Raw genomic sequence first — 18,086 nt, forward strand, 5'->3', positions numbered from 1 at the left:
TTAAACAATGGAAACAAGGTGACTTGGATTTGGGGTTAGTCTGCAAGATGATGGGAAATTTGAGATTAGCTTACGCTGTTATTTGTCGCTTCGTTATTACTTAAGTTGCAACAAAAAAACGCCGGTACTTTATACCAGCGTCTTTGAGCGTTTATAAACGTATTGCAAACAAATAGTAGTAAGCGTTGGAAACTTATAAAGAAACAACTACCCGACCACGAACTTGCCCATTAAGTAAATCTTCTGCGGTCTTTATCACATCATCTAGGCTTATATTCGTTGCAATATCATCTAGCGTTTCAGGTTTGAGTATTTCACTCAAACGTTGCCAAGCTTCTAAGCGGTCTTGTAGTGGACGCATCACACTATCAATACCAGCCAAAGTGATACCGCGTAAAATAAACGGTGCTACTGAAGCAGGAAAATCCATTCCTTGGGCCAATCCGCACGCAGCAACAGTGCCGCCGTATTTAACACTTGCACAAACATTCGCAAGAGTATGGCTACCAACCGAATCAATAGCACCTGCCCACTTCTCTTTAGCAAGAGGACGACCAGGTTCTGATAAACTCTTGCGGTCAATAATCTCTGTTGCACCTAATTTTTTTAAATACTCTGCTTGCTCAGGTCGACCGGTTGACGCCGCTACTTGATATCCCAGTTTAGACAAAAGCGTAATTGCAAAACTACCTACGCCACCATTTGCACCCGTCACCAAAACAGGGCCTTTATCTGGCGTTACTCCGTTTTTTTCTAGGGCAATTACACTTAGCATTGCGGTATATCCTGCCGTACCGATTGCCATGGCTTGACTAGCTGTAAACGCACTTGGGATTGGAATTAACCAGTCACTTTTCAAACGTGCTTTTTGTGCCAAACCTCCACAATGTACCTCACCAACGCCAAATCCGTTGAGCAATACACTATCGCCAACTTTAAATTTATCGGAATCACTTTGCTCTACCGTGCCCGCTAAATCAATGCCTGGGATCATAGGGAATGTTCTTACCACTGGGCTTTTTCCAGTGATCGCCAAGCCGTCTTTGTAGTTTAAAGTGCTATGGCTGACCTTAACGGTAACATCACCTTCAGGTAAAATGCTGTCATCCAACTCTGTTAGCTCAACCTTGTATCCATTGTCGTCTTTGTTAATTAATATACCTTGAAACATATAGCCTCCTAATTTAGACCGGTCGTCTATAATGAAATAAAAAAATATTGCTAGTAAGCTTACGCTGGCAAACCTGCAATATATTGCTTTAAAAATTGACTCAAAGGTTGAGTATCTTCAACCAATCTAGCGCGACTTACAGCGCCTTCCCAACCTACCCAAAAATACATCGCCAGTTGCTTGCAATCTGCATTGGCAGCAATCATTTTGTAACTCTGTGCTTCACGCAAGCATGCTTCTAACCTGTTCTGCCAATCCACAAATATCTCTATTAGTAATGGGCGATAACTTTCAGGTAGCATATGCACTTCTTGCCCTAGGTTTCCAACTAAACAGCCACGTTTGTAATGATGCTTTTGCATGCCAGATTTAGCATCTTCAACAAAACACGTAATTCGCTGAAGGGGATCATTTTCGGTATTTAGTAAATGGCTATCTAATTTATGCGCAAAGTAACTGGCGTAACTTTCTATAACCGCTCTACCAAAGGCTTCTTTACTTGCGAAGTAATGATAAAAAGAACCTTTGGGGACGCCGATTTTCTTTAGAATTTTATCGATACCCGACGCCACAAAGCCTTGCTCAGTTAATAGCTCAACACCGCTGCGAATTAATTCACCGCGGGTGTCGTGGTTTTCACGGGCTACCTTTGGCGGTCTTCCACGTTTGGTAATTTTTGGGTTAGTGCTCATCATGAAATGATAATAGACCGATCGTCTAGTAAATGCAAATTAGTCGGTAAGTTTCCACATTTTTCCCGCTTTTCGCTTCTGATTGTGGAGGTCAGCAGCTGCTACCCTATCCCAAAATCGACCGCCAACTTTTTGTTCAGCGTCGTAGGTTACAACAAGGTAGTCCTCGAGTTTGCCCGACAATTCTTTATTTTCCATCTCAAACGTCCAAAGTTTGAGGCGACCACGATTATCTTCGGCTAATACACTTTTCACAAAAGCGTGGGGAATTGGCACATCAATGCCGTACTTATCCGTCTTATCTCCGATAGTCTCCACTTTTTGGTCAAAGTAGAACACTGGCGCTGTTAAAACATATGTCTCAAGAATATTTTTTTTGTCGTTTAATTTACGCACAGCAATTTCGAGCTCACGCCAGATGCGCCGATTAAAGTTTGGCTTTTGTGGTGACATGTTTGAAAGCAAAAAGGTTTCGCTATTTTGAATTTCTAAGGCATCTTGATTGGCGCTGCCAACGAGATGCCCGCGGTCATACCCACTTCCTTTGTAAGCTTTGAGGCCTGCGCGGAATCTTCTGGGGATCCTAATATCTGCGCGAAAATTGTTAAGTCGCTTGTCTATCTCCCATTCAAATCGAGCGTTTGGATTGACCATTTCCAAAACCCACTTAGGCTGCCTAAAATACCACGAATAACCAATAGTAAAGTATCGTCCTGCTAAAATTTCATCACAAACTGGTGCACCATAACGCATTTCACTTTGTATCTGAGATGATTCGTTCATCATATTCTCCTGAGTCGAAAACATCTTATTTTAAATAAGAGCGACCCTGCGACGTTTTTAACAAGACTAATTTATTAAAGCCAGTGCGTAAAGGTATTGCTTGGGTTTAGTCCCTGCGTAATTGCTGTTGAATATTTAGGGTTAATTCAGAAGGGATACACAATTGATTCGCCAAAGCATCTAAGTAAGCTTGCGAGTCTTGTCGCTGTAACCCAATGGTCTCTACGACCAATTGTCGACAATAATTATTGACTTTTACTTGATTATTTCATTTAAAGCATTATTATACTTTCCGAAAACATAAATTGTCGACAATAACCAAGCGCTAAATTTTTAGGTTTAAAGGTAAATGTACACTCATTATGAAAACAAATAATCCCACTCAACGTGCCGCCGTCACTACCTCCGACAAGGTGTTCGAGCAAATGCAACATGCCATTGTTGAGGGTGATATTCCGGCGGGCAGTAAAATTAGCGAGCCTGAACTTGCGAAACGTTATCAAATAAGTCGCTCTACCCTGCGCGAAGCCTTAAACCGATTAGAGAAATGCCACCTTATAGAAAGAAAAGCAAATGTAGGTTCGAGAGTCGTTCAATGCTCAATTGAGGGCTTATTAGAGCTCTACATCACGCGTGAAGCATTAGAAGGCATGGCTTGCAGACAAGCTGCAAAAAATATGTCTAACGATGAAATAGCACATATGCAAGACATGCTAAAAATTCATGCACAAACCCAAGACCTAAAAGATGGGGTTGCTTACTATCAAGAAGAGGGAAACCTTGATTTTCACTATAAAGTTATTTTAGGCAGCCACAACAAACAGTTAATTGAACTAATTTGTGGCCAGCTATACCACTTAGTGCGCATGTACCGTTGTCAGTTTGGTATGCACAGCCCCAGAGCGAGCCAAGCCTTTCAAGAGCACGCCAGTATTATACAAGCAATTGCCGACCGCGACGGTGAATTAGCAGAAATGCTAATGCGTCACCATATAGCATCATCGCGTAAAAATATTGAAAAGAAAATAGCACTTGAAAATGCTAAGAAAGAACAAGCAAACATTCAACTTATTAAGCCTTAAAAGGAAAAATATTATGACAAGTTCACTATCAGCAGGTGCCAAATTTCGCCAAGCCCTAGCCAATAATAAACCACTGCAAGTTGTGGGTACCATTAATGCCTACGCCGCGATGATGGCTGAGCAAATAGGTCACCAAGCAATTTATTTATCGGGAGGCGGTGTTGCTAATGCTTCTTATGGTCTTCCCGACCTTGGCATGACGTCGTTAAACGACGTAATAGCCGACGTACAACGTATTACTAGTGCATCTAGCCTTCCATTATTAGTGGATATTGATACAGGCTGGGGCGGCGCCTTTAACATAGCGAAAACCATTCGCGATATGGAAAAAGCAGGTGCAGCTGCTGTGCATATTGAAGACCAAGTCGCGCAAAAACGTTGCGGCCATCGCCCTAATAAAGAGATTGTTTCAACAGAAGAAATGGTTGACCGTATTCGCGCAGCGGTTGATGCTCGTATAGACCCTGACTTTTTCATCATGGCGCGCACCGACTCTTTTGCACAAGAAGGCTTAGATGCCGCCATTGAACGAGCCAAAGCTTATGTTGCTGCAGGTGCTGACGGCATTTTCGCAGAAGCCATTAAAACCGAAGAGCATTACCGCGCTTTCACACAAGCCTTAGATGTACCGGTACTAGCAAACATTACCGAATTTGGTCAAACCGAATTATGGAATAAGAAACAATTAGGTGAATGGGGCTGCGCCATGGTGCTTTACCCACTGTCGGCTTTTCGTGCCATGAACAAAGCCGCCGAGTCGGTTTATAAAACCCTCTTAAATGACGGCGACCAAAAAGCTGAAATTGAAAACATGCAAACGCGTATGGATTTGTATGACTATCTTGGTTATCACGACTATGAGCAAAAATTAGATTCATTATTTGCAGATGGCAAGAATAAATAAGTTAACGTTTAAAGTAAGGAATTAATTATGTCAGAGAAAAAAATTGGTGGTGCAGGATTACGCGGTCAAAGTGCTGGTGAAACCGCGCTTTGTACAGTAGGAAAATCAGGTAGTGGCTTAACTTACTGCGGTTACGATGTGTCAGATTTAGCTGAAAATGCCACGTTTGAAGAAGTCGCTTATTTACTATTTAACGGCGAATTACCTAACTCAGATGAGTTGGCTGAATATAAATCAGAACTATTTACCATGCGCGACATTCCACAATCGTTAAAAGATGTTCTAAAACTGATTCCAAAAGACGCACACCCCATGGATGTTATGCGTACCGGCTGTTCATTTTTAGGTAATGTTGAACCAGAAGTAGACTTTTCACAGCAAAGACAAGCAGCAAATCGCTTGTTAGCCGCCTTCCCTGCCATTATGTGCTATTGGTACAAGTATTCGCACGACGGTGTTGAAATTGAATGCACTAGTGATGAAGCTTCAATTGGCGGACACTTTTTACGCTTGCTTAACGGCGAAAGCCCTTCTGCGCAGCATGAGCGAGTCATGGATGTGTCGCTAATTTTATATGCAGAGCATGAGTTTAACGCGTCAACATTTACCGCACGCGTGTGTGCATCAACCTTGTCAGATATGTATTCGTGTATCACCGGCGCAATTGGTACTTTGCGTGGTCCATTGCATGGCGGTGCAAATGAAGCCGCAATGGATATGATTGAAAAATTCGATTCACCAGCAGATGCCAAAGAGAAAATGGCAGGCATGCTAGAGCGCAAAGAAAAAATTATGGGATTTGGCCATGCGATTTACCGTACGTCAGACCCGCGCAACGTTATTATTAAAGCGTGGTCAGAAAAACTCGCTAAACAAAACGGCGATACCTCACTTTATGATATTTCAGTAGCCTGTGAAGAATTTATGTGGGATACCAAAAAGTTATTCTGTAACGCTGATTTTTTCCATGCATCTACGTATAACTACATGGGTATTCCAACTAAGTTATTTACACCAATATTTGTATGTTCACGCGTAACAGGTTGGGCCGCACATGTAATGGAGCAACGCGATAATAACCGTATAATCCGCCCTAGTGCCGATTATGTTGGCGCAGAACCCAGAAAAGTAACACCTATCGAGCAACGATAAATCACCAAAGTAGGCTAAGGCGCAAACCTAGCCTACTTTAACGCTTTAACCTCACTTTGAGGATGACATTATGAATTATGAATATCGTAAACCCCTTCCGGGCGCTAATATCGATTTTTTCGATACACGAGCCGCCATTGAAGACATTACTCCGGGTGCGTATGCAAAACTTCCTTACACTGCAAGAGTATTAGCTGAACAGTTAGTGCGTCGTTGCGACCCTGCAGACTTAAACGAAGCTTTAAAACAAATTATTGGCAATAAAAAAGATCTCGATTTTCCTTGGTATCCTGCCAGAGTTGTTTGTCATGACATATTAGGTCAAACCGCTTTAGTCGATTTAGCCGGCCTTCGTGACGCCATTGCAGAGCAAGGCGGCGACCCAGCTAAAGTTAACCCTGTTGTCCCTACGCAACTGATTGTGGATCATTCACTTGCCGTTGAAGCGCCAGGCTTTGACCCAGACGCGTTTGAGAAAAACAGAAGCGTTGAAGATCATCGAAATGCGCAGCGTTTCCACTTTATAGAATGGACAAAGACCGCGTTTAAAAACGTTGATGTAATTCCTGCCGGCAACGGTATTATGCATCAAATCAACTTAGAGAAAATGTCACCGGTTATTCAATCACGCGACGGTGTAGCGTTTCCCGATACCTGCGTAGGCACCGACAGCCACACACCTCATATTGATGCTCTTGGTGTAATAGCGATTGGTGTAGGTGGTTTAGAAGCTGAAACCGTTATGCTAGGTCGCCCTTCTATGATGCGCCTGCCCGATATTATTGGTGTGAAGTTAACCGGCAAACGTCAACCCGGCATTACCGCAACCGATATTGTACTCGCAATTACTGAGTTTTTACGTAATCAAAAAGTCGTTTCATCGTATTTGGAGTTTTTCGGTGAAGGCGCAAAAACACTGACCATTGGTGATCGCGCAACCATCTCTAACATGACGCCTGAATATGGTGCATCGGCAGGTATGTTCTACATCGATGAGCAAACCATTGATTATTTAAAAATGACAGGCCGTGAGCCTGAGCAAGTTGCCCTAGTAGAAACCTACGCGAAACACACCGGTTTATGGGCCGACGATTTAGCTGAAGCTCAATACCCTAGAGTGCTAGAATTTGATTTATCGACGGTTACTCGTAATTTAGCAGGCCCTTCTAATCCGCATCGCCGTTTAGCCACTGCCGATTTAGCCTCAAGTCATATAGCAAAAGATTTAGCTGGCTGCAAGGACCAAGAAGCGCAAGGACAAATGCCAGATGGCGCGGTTATTATTGCTGCTATTACCTCGTGTACCAATACATCAAACCCGCGCAATGTAGTAGCTGCTGGCCTTATAGCTAAACGCGCCAACGAGTTAGGTTTAGTGCGTAAACCTTGGGTTAAAAGCTCATTTGCACCGGGTTCAAAAGTAGCAAAACTGTATTTAGAAGATGCTGGCCTATTATCTGAAATGGAAAAATTAGGCTTTGGTATTGTAGGCTATGCCTGTACCACCTGTAACGGTATGAGTGGTGCGCTTGACCCTAAAATACAACAAGAAATTATAGACCGCGATTTATACGCAACCGCCGTTTTGTCGGGTAATCGTAACTTTGATGGCCGTATTCACCCCTATGCAAAACAAGCCTTTTTGGCGTCACCTCCCTTAGTGGTAGCGTATGCTATTGCGGGTACCATTCGTTTTGATATTGAAAAAGACGTATTAGGGCAAGATTCAAACGGCAACGACATTAGCTTAAAAGACATTTGGCCGTCTGATGAAGAAATAGATGCCATAGTGTCTGCTAGCGTTAAGCCTGAGCAGTTTAAAAAGATATACACTCCAATGTTCGATTTAGGCGCGTTTGAACCGGCCGAAAGTCCTTTGTATGATTGGGACGAAACTAGCACTTATATACGCCGCCCGCCATACTGGGAAGGTGCGCTTGCCGGTGAACGCAGCATGAAAGGTATGCGTCCATTAGCGGTGCTTGGTGACAACATTACGACCGACCATTTGTCGCCTTCAAACGCTATTCAGCTAGATAGTGCCGCAGGTGCTTATTTGGCTAAAATGGGCTTGCCTGAAGAAGACTTTAACTCTTATGCAACTCACCGTGGTGATCACTTAACCGCGCAACGTGCAACTTTTGCTAACCCCAAGTTGTTCAACGAAATGTGTAAAGATGAAAATGGTGAAGTTAAGCAAGGCTCGTTAGCGCGCATTGAACCAGAAGGGAAAGAATCGCGCATGTGGGAAGCTATTGAAACCTATATGCAGCGCAAGCAACCCTTAATAATAATTGCGGGCGCTGACTATGGCCAAGGTTCCTCACGCGACTGGGCTGCAAAAGGTGTTCGCTTAGCGGGTGTTGAAGTAATCGTTGCAGAAGGCTTTGAGCGCATTCACCGCACTAATTTAGTAGGGATGGGAGTATTGCCTTTAGAGTTTGTTGAAGGTGAAACACGTCATACTTACGCTATTGACGGCACCGAAACCTTCGATGTAAATGGTGTACCTGCCGCAGGTGGCGTTATGACGGTAAGCTTAACCCGTAAAAATGGTGAAGTAGTAGACATTCCCGTTAAGTGTCGCTTAGATACCGCAGAAGAAGTATCGGTATACGCCGCAGGTGGTGTATTGCAAAAATTTGCAAACGATTTTCTTGAAGCGACGGTCGGTTAAGTTGCACTAAACCGATGATTAAAACGGTACTTAGTTTTTCGTGAGTACCGCTTTTTTTGTCAATAAATCTAACTAAAGGAGAGCGCAATGTCTCAGGTTCCTCAAATCAAAATACCCGCATGCTATATTCGTGGTGGCACATCAAAAGGTGTGTTCTTTAATTTAAGCGATTTGCCAAGTGCGTGTCAGGCACCTGGCGAAGCGCGCGATAATATGTTGCTACGGGTAATTGGCAGCCCCGATCCCTACGGTAAACAAACCGATGGCATGGGAGGCGCAACCTCTAGCACCAGTAAAACGGTAATATTAGCCAAATCAGACCGCGCTGACCACGATGTTGACTATCTTTTTGGCCAAGTTGCCATTGATAAAGCCTTTGTAGATTGGAGCGGAAATTGCGGTAACCTTACCGCTGCGGTGGGTTCATATGCGATTAGTTCAGGCTTAGTTGAGGCCAGTAAAATTCCTGAAAATGGCATTTGCGAAGTCCGTATTTGGCAACAAAACATAAGCAAAACGATTGTGGCGCATGTACCCATTACCAATGGTGAAGTGCAAGAAACTGGCGACTTTGAGCTAGACGGCGTGACCTTTCCCGCGGCAGAAGTACAGGTCGACTTTGTGGCCCCTGTTGACCCTAGCGAAGCGATGTTTCCCACCGGCAATGTTGTTGATGAATTAGCAGTACCCGATATTGGCACATTTAAAGCAACCATGATAAATGCGGGCATTCCTACCATTTTCTTAAATGCTGATGAAATTGGCTACACGGGTACCGAACTACAAGAAGCCATTAATAGTGATGAAAAGGCCTTAACACGCTTTGAAACCATTCGTGCCTACGGCGCAGTAAAAATGGGTTTAATTAACAATATTTCTGAAGCGGTATCGCGTCAACATACGCCCAAAGTGGCCTTTGTTGCACCACCTCAAGATTACACATCATCAAGTGGTAAAAAGGTACTGGCCAATGAAATTGATTTGCATGTACGCGCGCTATCTATGGGCAAGTTACACCACGCCATGATGGGCACAGCTGCAGTCGCTATTGGAACAGCCGCCGCTATTCCGGGTACTTTAGTGAATATTGCTGCGGGTGCAGGTGAAAGAAGCTCTGTAGTTTTTGGTCATCCATCAGGCACCTTAAAAGTTGGGGCCGAAGCTGAAATGATTAATAACAACTGGACGGTAAAAAAGGTCAGTATGAGCCGCAGTGCCCGTGTTTTAATGGAAGGTTGGGTAAGGGTCCCAGGCGACTGCTTTTAAGTAGATTTGCGCTTAGCAAACCAGCAGTGACTTTAATTAGGCCATATTCTGTTGTGGACGGCGACCCCGTCCCCTCTCCGCTCGGTGTATTTAAGGTAACAAAAAATACAGCCTGTTACGCACAATGAGATGATGTATCATCATGCCTATCCCTGGGATTTGAAGAATAATAGGCAAAACTTTGCAAGAGATCTATACGCAAATGTGGCAAAACGCCATGCAAAAATACCAGCAGAATCAATTCGAATTAGATGACTATTTAAATGGACGCAAAGATACAAGACGCGGTATTACTTTACTCGCCAGACCTTGCGCTAAGACCCGCGCAAAAATTATAGCGTTTCTAAATGAATTCAATGATGTAGAGCCGGGGCAGTATTGTCAGCCAGAGAGTGATTTGCATATTACGATAATGTCGATAGTCACCTGCAAAGAAGACTATACGCTAGAGAATGAGCAACTATATTGTGATGCTGTGAATAAAATATTAGCAGGTGTGAGTCAGTTTGAGCTTGAATTTTGTGGCATTACCGCTTCCCTAATTGTGTTCTACTGCAAGGTTTCCCTCGTGACGAAGGCCTAACTAATCTTCGGAGTAAAATACGCAAAGCCTTTTTGGATAACGCGCTTGAGCATTCAATGGACACGCGCTATACGATTAAAACTGCTCATAGCAGCGTTATAAGGTACCGAACTCCACCGGCAAACCCATCTAGAATGGTCCGTTTTTTAAAAAGAAATAAAGACAGGGATTTTGGGGTATGTAAAATTACCGAGTTAGAATTGGTTGTCAACGATTGGTATCAACGTAAATCAAATACGCAGTTGTTAGCTAGGTATAATCTTCACCCGGTTGAATAAACAACGTATAAATCTCTAAATGGGCATAGACGCTGTAAATCAACAAATCCACTTAAGCGTTACAACAAAGTCAAAATTATCCAAGTGAATCATTACATAAATTATGTGAGTACAGGCTTAATTGTACAATTAGCAATTTTTATTTATTGACGTGAAACAAAAGGCAATTTTTCGCTGATATTGTTGCTTAGGATGCAAAATATTACTAGGGAAATGCTTGTGGTTATCCGCATCGGTGTAATTTTGCGCTTCTAAACAAAGCCCTTGATAGGCGCTAAATTTGTCGCTTAAATAAAAGCCAGTATAAAGCTGTATTGCCGGCTGATCTGTATATACCGACAAGCTAATTTGGTTCTTAAGTGAAGCAAGCACGGCTTTGCATTGTGTAAAAGAAGTATTATCTAAAACAAAACAGTGATCATACCCGTTTTTTTCTTTAAGGGATTTGTCTTGCGTATTTTTCTGTCTAAGGCCAATAGATGCAGGTTCTCTAAAATCAAAGTCAGTGCCGGCTACCTCAGTGATATTACCCGTCGGTATATTTTGACTATTGGTTTCAAGAAAGGCTGATGACATAATTTGTAAAGACAGCGACTGACAGTCTTTTTCACCCAAGTTAAAATAAGCATGATTAGTTAAGTTAAGGGGTGTCATCAAATCGGTATTCGCGCTATAAGTGATTATCAATTGGTTATCAGCACTTAATTGATAAGTAAGCAATATTTTGAGCGTACCCGGGAAACCTTGGTCGCCATCGGGAGATACCAGAGATAAAGTCACTGAAGTATCAGATAGGGTTTGTTCATCTATTTGCCAAAAACGCATTGAGAAATTATCTACGCCGCCATGCAAACAGTTTTCACCATCATTTTGGGGTAATTGATAGCGCTTGCCATCAATTTCCAACTTACCCCCAGCAATACGATTACATACACGCCCGCAGGTTGCTCCTAAGTAAAATTCATCCCTTACGTAATCATCAGCATCGTCATAACCCAATATCATTTCAGTTGCTTTATTACTTAGCGCTAAATTATTGACCGGAAATTTAATCGATTTGATTCTGGCACCAAAATTAATAATTTCAACGGACATACCATAATCATTACGCAGAATGATTGTTTTCATTTCACTTTTCTGATTTTCTTTCATTGGTGACTCATGCGTGCGTTTTTCGTCCTAAAAAATTATGGGCCAAGCACTTGGCCTATAATTATTGGGCTAATTTAATGGAGCTTAGCTAGTACTTTATTACCACCAAGTCGCGTATAAAGCAGTAAGAATAAGTATCACTCCCACGGTCGCCACATTAAATGACTTAGTTGTAGCAAAGCTCACTTTTTCTAAGCTTACGCTGCTATCATTGGTAGTCGTAGTAGTGCCTTTATCCATAATAGAAACTAAATAACAAAGACCTAAACACATTAAAAATACGACTCCCACACGGTCCATAAATGGTAATTCTGGCCATGCGAATTTAAGTACTAATGAAAAAATTGCTGAGCCTAAAGCCGCAGATAAAGCACCGTTTGAGCTAGTACGTTTCCAGAACATACCCATCACAAAAATGACCACAATCCCTGGAGTAAAAAAGCCAGTAAATTCTTGGATATACTGGAATGCTTGGTCAAACTTACCCAGCAGTGGTTGGGCAACGATTAAGGCAATACATAGCGAGACTAACGCAGCAATTCGGCCAATATGTACATAATGACGTTGGCTTTCATTCGGTTTAAAACGGCTATAAATATCCATCGTAAAAATAGTAGAAATACTATTAGTCATTGATGCTAAAGACGACACAATAGCGGCGACTAGCGCAGCAAAAACTAAGCCTTTAATGCCTACAGGCATAAGCGCCATCATTGATGGATAAGCTTGGTCAGGTGTTGTTAACGTTGGGTACAAAATAACCGCGGCAATACCCGGCAATACAACGATTAATGGCATTAACAATTTAAGGTAAGCAGCAAAGGCAATACCCTTTTGTGCTTCTTTGATATCTTTCGCGGCAAGTGCACGTTGAATAATATATTGGTTAAAACCCCAGTAACTAAAGTTCATTACCCACATACCGCCAATTAATACTGAAATACCCGGCAGGCTCATGTAATGCTTATTTTCAGGACTTAATATCATGTCAAAATGCTCAGGCATTTTATCAGTCAAAATACCAAAACCCGCAAGCACCCCTTGACCATCAGCTACCGCATCTAACGCTAGGTAACTTAACAACAAACCGCCAAAAACTAACAGCACCACTTGTAAAATATCAGTAAAAGCAACGGCTTTTAAGCCACCATACAAAGAGTATGCAACAGAGAAGACCGCGAGGAATATCATGCCAAACATCCAATCAACACCGGCGACGGTTTCAATAGCTAAGCCTCCTAACCATAACACTGCGGTTAAGTTTACAAAGGTATAAACCGCTAACCAAAATATTGCCATGGTGGTTTTTACTTTGTTATCAAAACGCTGTTCAAGGTATTGCGGCATGGTGAATATTTTATTTTCCAAGAAAATAGGAAGCATATATTTACCCACTAAAATCAAGGTAATTGCCGCCATCCATTCATACGATGCAATCGATAAACCAATAGCATACCCAGAGCCTGACATACCAATAATTTGTTCTGCTGAAATATTGGCAGCAATTAACGATGCACCAATAGCCCACCAAGGTAGTGATTTACTGGCTAAGAAGTAATCTTCGGTATTGGCGCCCTCTTTTTTCTCATTGCGCGAAACCCAAAGAGCAAGACAAAGCAGTCCGATGACATAAACGATAAAAATAGCGCTGTCTATCGTCCCTAATTTATTTGCAAAATCCATAGTTTTTTACCATTTTGTTCTAATAATTGCCCAATAGTTTACTATTAAAATTCGGCTTTCATTTACACTTTTTACAAATATTTACTTTAATCGCTTACCTAAACGCGCCTTGTGTTGCCGTACATAAATAGATGCTAGGCTTCAAACCAAATTGGCTTTCGTACTTGTTATTCACCACGTCATTAACTTGCGTGACCAAATTTGTAGGGACTAAGGCTACAATGCAGCCACCAAAACCGCCGCCCGTCATTCTTACACCGCCCTTATCACCTAATACCTCGTCAATCATCGCAACCAAGCCATCCATTTCTTTGGTGGTGACTTCAAAGTCATCACGCAAAGAATTATGAGATGCTCGCATTGCTGCGCTAATTAACGCCATATCGTTAGCTTTTAAGGCTTTTAATGTTGCAATAGCACGTTCGTTTTCACTAATAACATGTCGAGCACGTTTAAATAACACAGGTTCAAGTTCTTCTTTGGCTGAATTTAGCATCGCTAAGCTAACATCACGCAAGGCGCTAGCACCAAAGTGCCTTGCTACTGCTTCACATTGCTCGCGCCTTAAATTGTATTCACTATCAACCAAACCACGCTTCACGTTGGAATTAACAATAAATAATGTTAAATTTTCAGGAATTGGCGCATCTTCATAAGACAAATCTTTGCAGTCAAGTAACATGGCATGTCCTTGCTGACCCATTGCCGAAATCAGTTGATCCATGATGCCACAATTACACCCTACAAAATCATTTTCGGCTTGTTGACCAAGTAATGCTGCATTAACACCATCTAGGCTTAATTGATAAAGTTGAGCGAAGGTTTTTAAAATAGCAATTTCAAAACTCGCAGACGAGCTTAAACCTGCACCTTGCGGTACATTGCCAGTAACAACTAAGTTTGCACCATTAATATCAGGGTACTTGTCTAGCAAGGCCTTTACGCTACCTTTTACATAGTTGCTCCACATCATGTGCTCATCAAACATTATCTCATTGAGCGAAAACTCGGCGATTTGTTGGTCACAATCATGGGCATATACCTTTACAATCTTATCGTCACGCGCTGATGCAGCGATGGTCGTGCCAAAATTAATTGCGGCTGGCAACACAAAGCCGTCGTTATAATCGGTATGGTCGCCAATTAAGTTTACGCGGCCAGGAGCATGGCAAACCTGTGTTGGTGAGTGCTGAAATTGTTGTTCAAATAAAGTTTGCACAAGTTCATGTTGCTCTAAAACTGACTGAGTCATTAGTTTTGCTCCTTATAGTGGATTGCTGGCAAATCACGTAATCTCTGAGCCGCTTGCTCTGGTGTTAAGTCTCGCTGCGCTTCAGCCATCATTTCATATCCCACCATAAATTTGCGCACCGTTGCCGACCTCAATAGCGGCGGGAAAAAACTCGCGTGTAATGTCCATTCATCATGGCTTTCACCATCAAAAGGGGCACCATGCCAGCCCATTGAGTATGGAAAGGAACAATTAAATAAATTGTCATACCTAATCGTAATTTGTTTGAGAATATCCGCAAGAGACAACTTTTGTGCCTCCGTTAACTCAGTGATACGAGCAACATTAAAACGTGGTAGGAGTAAAGTCTCAAAAGGCCATGCTGCCCAATACGGCACAACAACCAACCAATCATCATTAGACACAACAATACGTTCTTTGTTTTCGATTTCTCTGGCGACATAATCTTGTAATAGCTTACTACCATGCTTTGCAAAGTAAGATGATTGCGCCTTTTGTTTTTTCATTACCAAGGTTGGTAATTGCTGTTGAGCCCAAATTTGACCATGAGGATGTGGGTTAGAGCAGCCCATAACACTGCCTTTATTCTCAAAAACTTGCACCCATGAATACATTTCACCCAACTCTTCACATTGGCTTTGCCACGTATCAACAACACTGGTGATTTCTTTTACCGACAGTTGCGGTAAGGTTTTACTATGATCAGGAGAAAAACAAATAACGCGGCTTTCACCTTGCTCTGTCGCCATTTTAAAAAGCGGATCATCACTGCTAACAATAGGCGTATCTTGTTTGATGGCTGCAAAATCATTGCTAAATACAAAGGTTTCTTTGTAATCATCATTAACCTCACCATTGATACGCGTATTGCCAGCGCATAAAAAACAGCCTTCGTCATAGGTGGGTTTTTCTTGCTCATCAAGTTTTTCTACCTGGCCTTGCCAAGGTCGCTTGGCGCGATGCGGAGAAACCAAGACCCATTCATCGATTAACGGGTTATATCTTCGGTGTGGATGCTCAGTTGGGTCAAATGCCATTGTCGTCATATTTTAAGTCACAATAATTAAAACAAGCAACAAGGGTAAACGTTTACATTTAATCATGCAAGCACTTATTTAAAAGCAACCCTCACTTGATTTAGATGTAGTATTCAGTGTATATTCAAAGGATATTAGAATAATAAATAACCATGTAAACAGTTACCCTTATGGCAACAATTAAAGACGTAGCGCGTATCGCTGGTGTTTCGGTCGCATCCGTTTCTCGTGTATTAAATAACGGTCCTAAAGTCAGTAAAGCGACTATTGAAAAAGTCACTAAGGTAATGGCGGATGTAAACTATAGCCCCAATGCCAATGCTAGGGCTTTAGTGACACAAAAAAGCACTACTTTAGGTGTTGTTATACCTGATTTAGTCGACCCTTTTTTTGCCTCACTAGCACAAGGCGTTGAACAAGTCGCACGTCAAAAAAATATGCAGTTATTGTTAAGTACAGGTTTGGTAAGTGCTGAAACAGAAATGCAGGCAATTAATTTACTAATTGAAAGACGTTGCGATGTTATGGTTGTGCACAGCAAGAAACTCAGCGATCAAGCCTTGATTGAATTTGCTAATAAGGTCCCAGGCCTTGTGCTTATTGATCGTTACATTGAGCAAATAGCACCGCGCTGCGTTTGGTTAGATAACCTTGAAGGGGGTAAAATAGCTGCTCGTCATTTATTAGCGCTTGAACATCAAGACTTCGCCTGTATCTCTAGTAAGTATCAAATTGACGACCCGTTACTTAGACTAAAAGGCTTTGAAGATGAACTTAAATCGGTGGGTGTTACGATTGACGCTGAGCTCATTGAGTTTGGAGAGCCAACACTACAAGGCGGCGAAATCGCAGCACAAAAATTACTCGCCTCAGGTAAGCGCTTTTCTGCCCTATTTGTTTACAACGATGCTATGGCAATAGGCGCCATTTCAACCCTTGAAGATAACGGTTTTAAAGTGCCATCAGATATTTCTGTGTTAGGTTTTGATGACGTATTGCTGTCAAGATACTCAAGACCAAAACTGAGCACTTTAAACTACCCTATTGAAAAAATGGCCATGCAAGCAGCAAATACTGGTATTGAACTTGCCGCAAAGCAAGCAACAAATACTAACAACAGGAACTGTAAACACATTCCTAGGTTAGTAAAAAGAGAATCGACCAGTTATAAAATAAGCTAGTTATTTGGCCGCACTGATTATCCCTTGCTGTTCGATAGAGATTTAAAGGCTAAACCCTTTGTGGCTGACCTAACAAACATTGCACAAACCGATTGGTGTATTATAACCTTCTATATAATTTAGCATTACAACAGAAGTGGACATTGATGATTACTCACGAACCCAATCCAACTTATGTGGCGGCAGAAACTCGCTACGACAAAATGGCGTATCCATATTGCGGTAAAAACGGTCTTCGTTTACCTAAAATTTCGCTTGGACTTTGGCAAAATTTTGGTGAGGTTGACTCCTTAAGTAATGCAACAAATATGATCAAGAAAGCATTTGATTTGGGAATTAATCATTTTGACTTAGCGAATAATTATGGACCACCCTATGGAGCGGCTGAATCCACATTTGGAAAAATTTTTGAGAAACACTTAAGCCGATATAGAGATGAACTTATTATTTCAAGTAAAGCTGGATATGACATGTGGCCTGGACCTTATGGAATTGGCGGTTCTCGAAAATACATAATATCGAGTTGTGATCAAAGCTTAAAAAGAACCGGTTTAGACTACTTTGATATTTTTTATCATCACACGCCAGATAAAAATACGCCGATTGAAGAAAGTATGAACGCGCTTGATCAGTTGGTTCGGACGGGTAAAGCGCTATATGTAGGTATATCAAATTATCAAGCAGACGATTGTTTGCAAGCGATTAAAATATTAAAAGAACTAGGTACTCCCTTACTCATCCATCAACCTAAATATAATTTATTTGAACGTTGGATTGAACATGGATTAACCGACATATTACTCGACGAAGGAGTTGGCTCTATTGTCTTTTCGCCATTGGCTCAAGGCCTGTTAAGTGACAAATACCTTGATGGTATTCCAGCTAACTCTAGAGCCGCGCGCGACGAAATCATTCATTTTAACCAGAGCCAAATTACCGTCGAAAAGCTCAACAAAGTAAAAGAGTTGAATAAGGTCGCTGTAAGTAGAAATCAAACCTTAGCGCAAATGGCTATCGCGTGGAATTTACATAATCCTGCTGTGACCTCATGTTTAGTGGGCGCGAGCAGCCCAGACCAAATTGCGTTGTCGGTAAATGCACTTGAACAACAGCACTTTGCTAACGAAGAGCTAGCATTAATCGAGAAAATATTAGCCTCCTAGCGCACGGCTAAATATGTGCTGACTCACGGT

General features: G+C 42.0%; 15 protein-coding genes. 8 read left to right on the forward strand and 7 right to left on the reverse strand.

The window, feature by feature from the left end:
- Window positions 1–193: 193 nt before the first annotated feature.
- Genes acuI through AC0L6H_RS00825 form a run of 3 tightly spaced genes read right to left on the reverse strand, consistent with a single transcriptional unit; the run spans window position 194 to window position 2,649 of the window.
- Window positions 194–1,171: an acrylyl-CoA reductase (NADPH) gene (gene acuI / locus AC0L6H_RS00815; protein ID WP_473391977.1), complete on the reverse strand. Its 978-nt coding sequence runs from the start codon at window positions 1,169–1,171 to the stop codon at window positions 194–196.
- Window positions 1,172–1,230: 59 nt separating this feature from the next.
- Window positions 1,231–1,866 carry an acrylate utilization transcriptional regulator AcuR gene (acuR, locus tag AC0L6H_RS00820; RefSeq protein ID WP_473391978.1) on the reverse strand — a complete coding sequence of 212 codons (636 nt, stop codon included), beginning with the start codon at window positions 1,864–1,866 and terminating at the stop codon, window positions 1,231–1,233.
- Window positions 1,867–1,902: 36 nt separating this feature from the next.
- On the reverse strand, window positions 1,903–2,649 hold the full coding sequence (locus tag AC0L6H_RS00825) for a DNA/RNA non-specific endonuclease (protein WP_473391979.1): 747 nt from the start codon (window positions 2,647–2,649) through the stop codon (window positions 1,903–1,905).
- A 359-nt stretch (window positions 2,650–3,008) separates the two neighbouring features.
- On the opposite strand from AC0L6H_RS00825, the gene AC0L6H_RS00830 reads away from it, so the two are divergent.
- The 6 genes from AC0L6H_RS00830 (at window position 3,009) to AC0L6H_RS00855 (ending at window position 10,310) form a co-directional block, all read left to right on the forward strand.
- Window positions 3,009–3,728: a GntR family transcriptional regulator gene (locus AC0L6H_RS00830; RefSeq protein ID WP_473391981.1), complete on the forward strand. Its 720-nt coding sequence runs from the start codon at window positions 3,009–3,011 to the stop codon at window positions 3,726–3,728.
- A gap of 13 nt (window positions 3,729–3,741) precedes the next feature.
- Window positions 3,742–4,632, forward strand: a complete 891-nt coding sequence (gene prpB, locus AC0L6H_RS00835) for a methylisocitrate lyase (RefSeq protein ID WP_473391982.1) — start codon at window positions 3,742–3,744, stop codon at window positions 4,630–4,632.
- Window positions 4,633–4,659: 27 nt separating this feature from the next.
- Window positions 4,660–5,784 (forward strand): bifunctional 2-methylcitrate synthase/citrate synthase, encoded by a 1,125-nt coding sequence (gene prpC / locus AC0L6H_RS00840; protein ID WP_473391983.1) that lies wholly within the window; start codon window positions 4,660–4,662, stop codon window positions 5,782–5,784.
- Between the two features lie 70 nt (window positions 5,785–5,854).
- The gene (gene acnD / locus AC0L6H_RS00845) at window positions 5,855–8,461 is read left to right on the forward strand and encodes a Fe/S-dependent 2-methylisocitrate dehydratase AcnD (protein WP_473391985.1); all 2,607 of its coding nucleotides are present in this window, start codon (window positions 5,855–5,857) and stop codon (window positions 8,459–8,461) included.
- An 87-nt stretch (window positions 8,462–8,548) separates the two neighbouring features.
- Window positions 8,549–9,727: a 2-methylaconitate cis-trans isomerase PrpF gene (prpF, locus tag AC0L6H_RS00850; RefSeq protein ID WP_473391986.1), complete on the forward strand. Its 1,179-nt coding sequence runs from the start codon at window positions 8,549–8,551 to the stop codon at window positions 9,725–9,727.
- A 181-nt stretch (window positions 9,728–9,908) separates the two neighbouring features.
- Entirely contained in the window at window positions 9,909–10,310 is a 402-nt protein-coding gene (locus AC0L6H_RS00855; RefSeq protein WP_473391988.1) for a hypothetical protein, read from the forward strand.
- Window positions 10,311–10,717: 407 nt separating this feature from the next.
- Here AC0L6H_RS00855 and AC0L6H_RS00860 read toward each other — a convergent pair whose 3' ends face one another.
- The 4 genes from AC0L6H_RS00860 to AC0L6H_RS00875 form a co-directional block, all read right to left on the reverse strand.
- Window positions 10,718–11,740 (reverse strand): aldose epimerase family protein, encoded by a 1,023-nt coding sequence (locus tag AC0L6H_RS00860; protein WP_473391989.1) that lies wholly within the window; start codon window positions 11,738–11,740, stop codon window positions 10,718–10,720.
- 99 nt (window positions 11,741–11,839) lie between these two features.
- Window positions 11,840–13,423: a sodium/sugar symporter gene (locus tag AC0L6H_RS00865; RefSeq protein WP_473391991.1), complete on the reverse strand. Its 1,584-nt coding sequence runs from the start codon at window positions 13,421–13,423 to the stop codon at window positions 11,840–11,842.
- Window positions 13,424–13,517: 94 nt separating this feature from the next.
- Window positions 13,518–14,675, reverse strand: a complete 1,158-nt coding sequence (galK, locus tag AC0L6H_RS00870; protein ID WP_473391992.1) for a galactokinase — start codon at window positions 14,673–14,675, stop codon at window positions 13,518–13,520.
- The gene (locus tag AC0L6H_RS00875) at window positions 14,675–15,721 is read right to left on the reverse strand and encodes a UDP-glucose--hexose-1-phosphate uridylyltransferase (protein ID WP_473391994.1); all 1,047 of its coding nucleotides are present in this window, start codon (window positions 15,719–15,721) and stop codon (window positions 14,675–14,677) included. Before AC0L6H_RS00875 ends, galK begins: the two co-directional genes overlap by 1 nt.
- Window positions 15,722–15,882: 161 nt before the next feature.
- On the opposite strand from AC0L6H_RS00875, the gene AC0L6H_RS00880 reads away from it, so the two are divergent.
- Both AC0L6H_RS00880 and AC0L6H_RS00885 read left to right on the forward strand, forming a co-directional pair.
- Window positions 15,883–16,893, forward strand: coding sequence for a LacI family DNA-binding transcriptional regulator (locus AC0L6H_RS00880; RefSeq protein WP_473391995.1), 1,011 nt, complete (start codon window positions 15,883–15,885; stop codon window positions 16,891–16,893).
- 146 nt (window positions 16,894–17,039) lie between these two features.
- Entirely contained in the window at window positions 17,040–18,056 is a 1,017-nt protein-coding gene (locus AC0L6H_RS00885) for an aldo/keto reductase (protein WP_473391996.1), read from the forward strand.
- Window positions 18,057–18,086: the final 30 nt, after the last annotated feature.

The sequence above is a fragment of the Glaciecola sp. G7-5 genome (assembly GCF_055808975.1).

What these genes read in the sequence shown, in the direction of transcription:
- acuR (WP_473391978.1), bottom strand. Translation starts at nt 1,866, where the DNA reads ATGATGAGCACTAACCCAAAAATTACCAAACGTGGAAGACCGCCAAAG.
- AC0L6H_RS00865 (WP_473391991.1), bottom strand. Translation starts at nt 13,423, where the DNA reads ATGGATTTTGCAAATAAATTAGGGACGATAGACAGCGCTATTTTTATC.
- galK (WP_473391992.1), bottom strand. Translation starts at nt 14,675, where the DNA reads ATGACTCAGTCAGTTTTAGAGCAACATGAACTTGTGCAAACTTTATTT.
- prpF (WP_473391986.1), top strand. Translation starts at nt 8,549, where the DNA reads ATGTCTCAGGTTCCTCAAATCAAAATACCCGCATGCTATATTCGTGGT.
- prpC (WP_473391983.1), top strand. Translation starts at nt 4,660, where the DNA reads ATGTCAGAGAAAAAAATTGGTGGTGCAGGATTACGCGGTCAAAGTGCT.
- AC0L6H_RS00885 (WP_473391996.1), top strand. Translation starts at nt 17,040, where the DNA reads ATGATTACTCACGAACCCAATCCAACTTATGTGGCGGCAGAAACTCGC.
- AC0L6H_RS00860 (WP_473391989.1), bottom strand. Translation starts at nt 11,740, where the DNA reads ATGAAAGAAAATCAGAAAAGTGAAATGAAAACAATCATTCTGCGTAAT.
- acuI (WP_473391977.1), bottom strand. Translation starts at nt 1,171, where the DNA reads ATGTTTCAAGGTATATTAATTAACAAAGACGACAATGGATACAAGGTT.
- acnD (WP_473391985.1), top strand. Translation starts at nt 5,855, where the DNA reads ATGAATTATGAATATCGTAAACCCCTTCCGGGCGCTAATATCGATTTT.
- prpB (WP_473391982.1), top strand. Translation starts at nt 3,742, where the DNA reads ATGACAAGTTCACTATCAGCAGGTGCCAAATTTCGCCAAGCCCTAGCC.
- AC0L6H_RS00830 (WP_473391981.1), top strand. Translation starts at nt 3,009, where the DNA reads ATGAAAACAAATAATCCCACTCAACGTGCCGCCGTCACTACCTCCGAC.
- AC0L6H_RS00875 (WP_473391994.1), bottom strand. Translation starts at nt 15,721, where the DNA reads ATGACGACAATGGCATTTGACCCAACTGAGCATCCACACCGAAGATAT.
- AC0L6H_RS00825 (WP_473391979.1), bottom strand. Translation starts at nt 2,649, where the DNA reads ATGATGAACGAATCATCTCAGATACAAAGTGAAATGCGTTATGGTGCA.
- AC0L6H_RS00880 (WP_473391995.1), top strand. Translation starts at nt 15,883, where the DNA reads ATGGCAACAATTAAAGACGTAGCGCGTATCGCTGGTGTTTCGGTCGCA.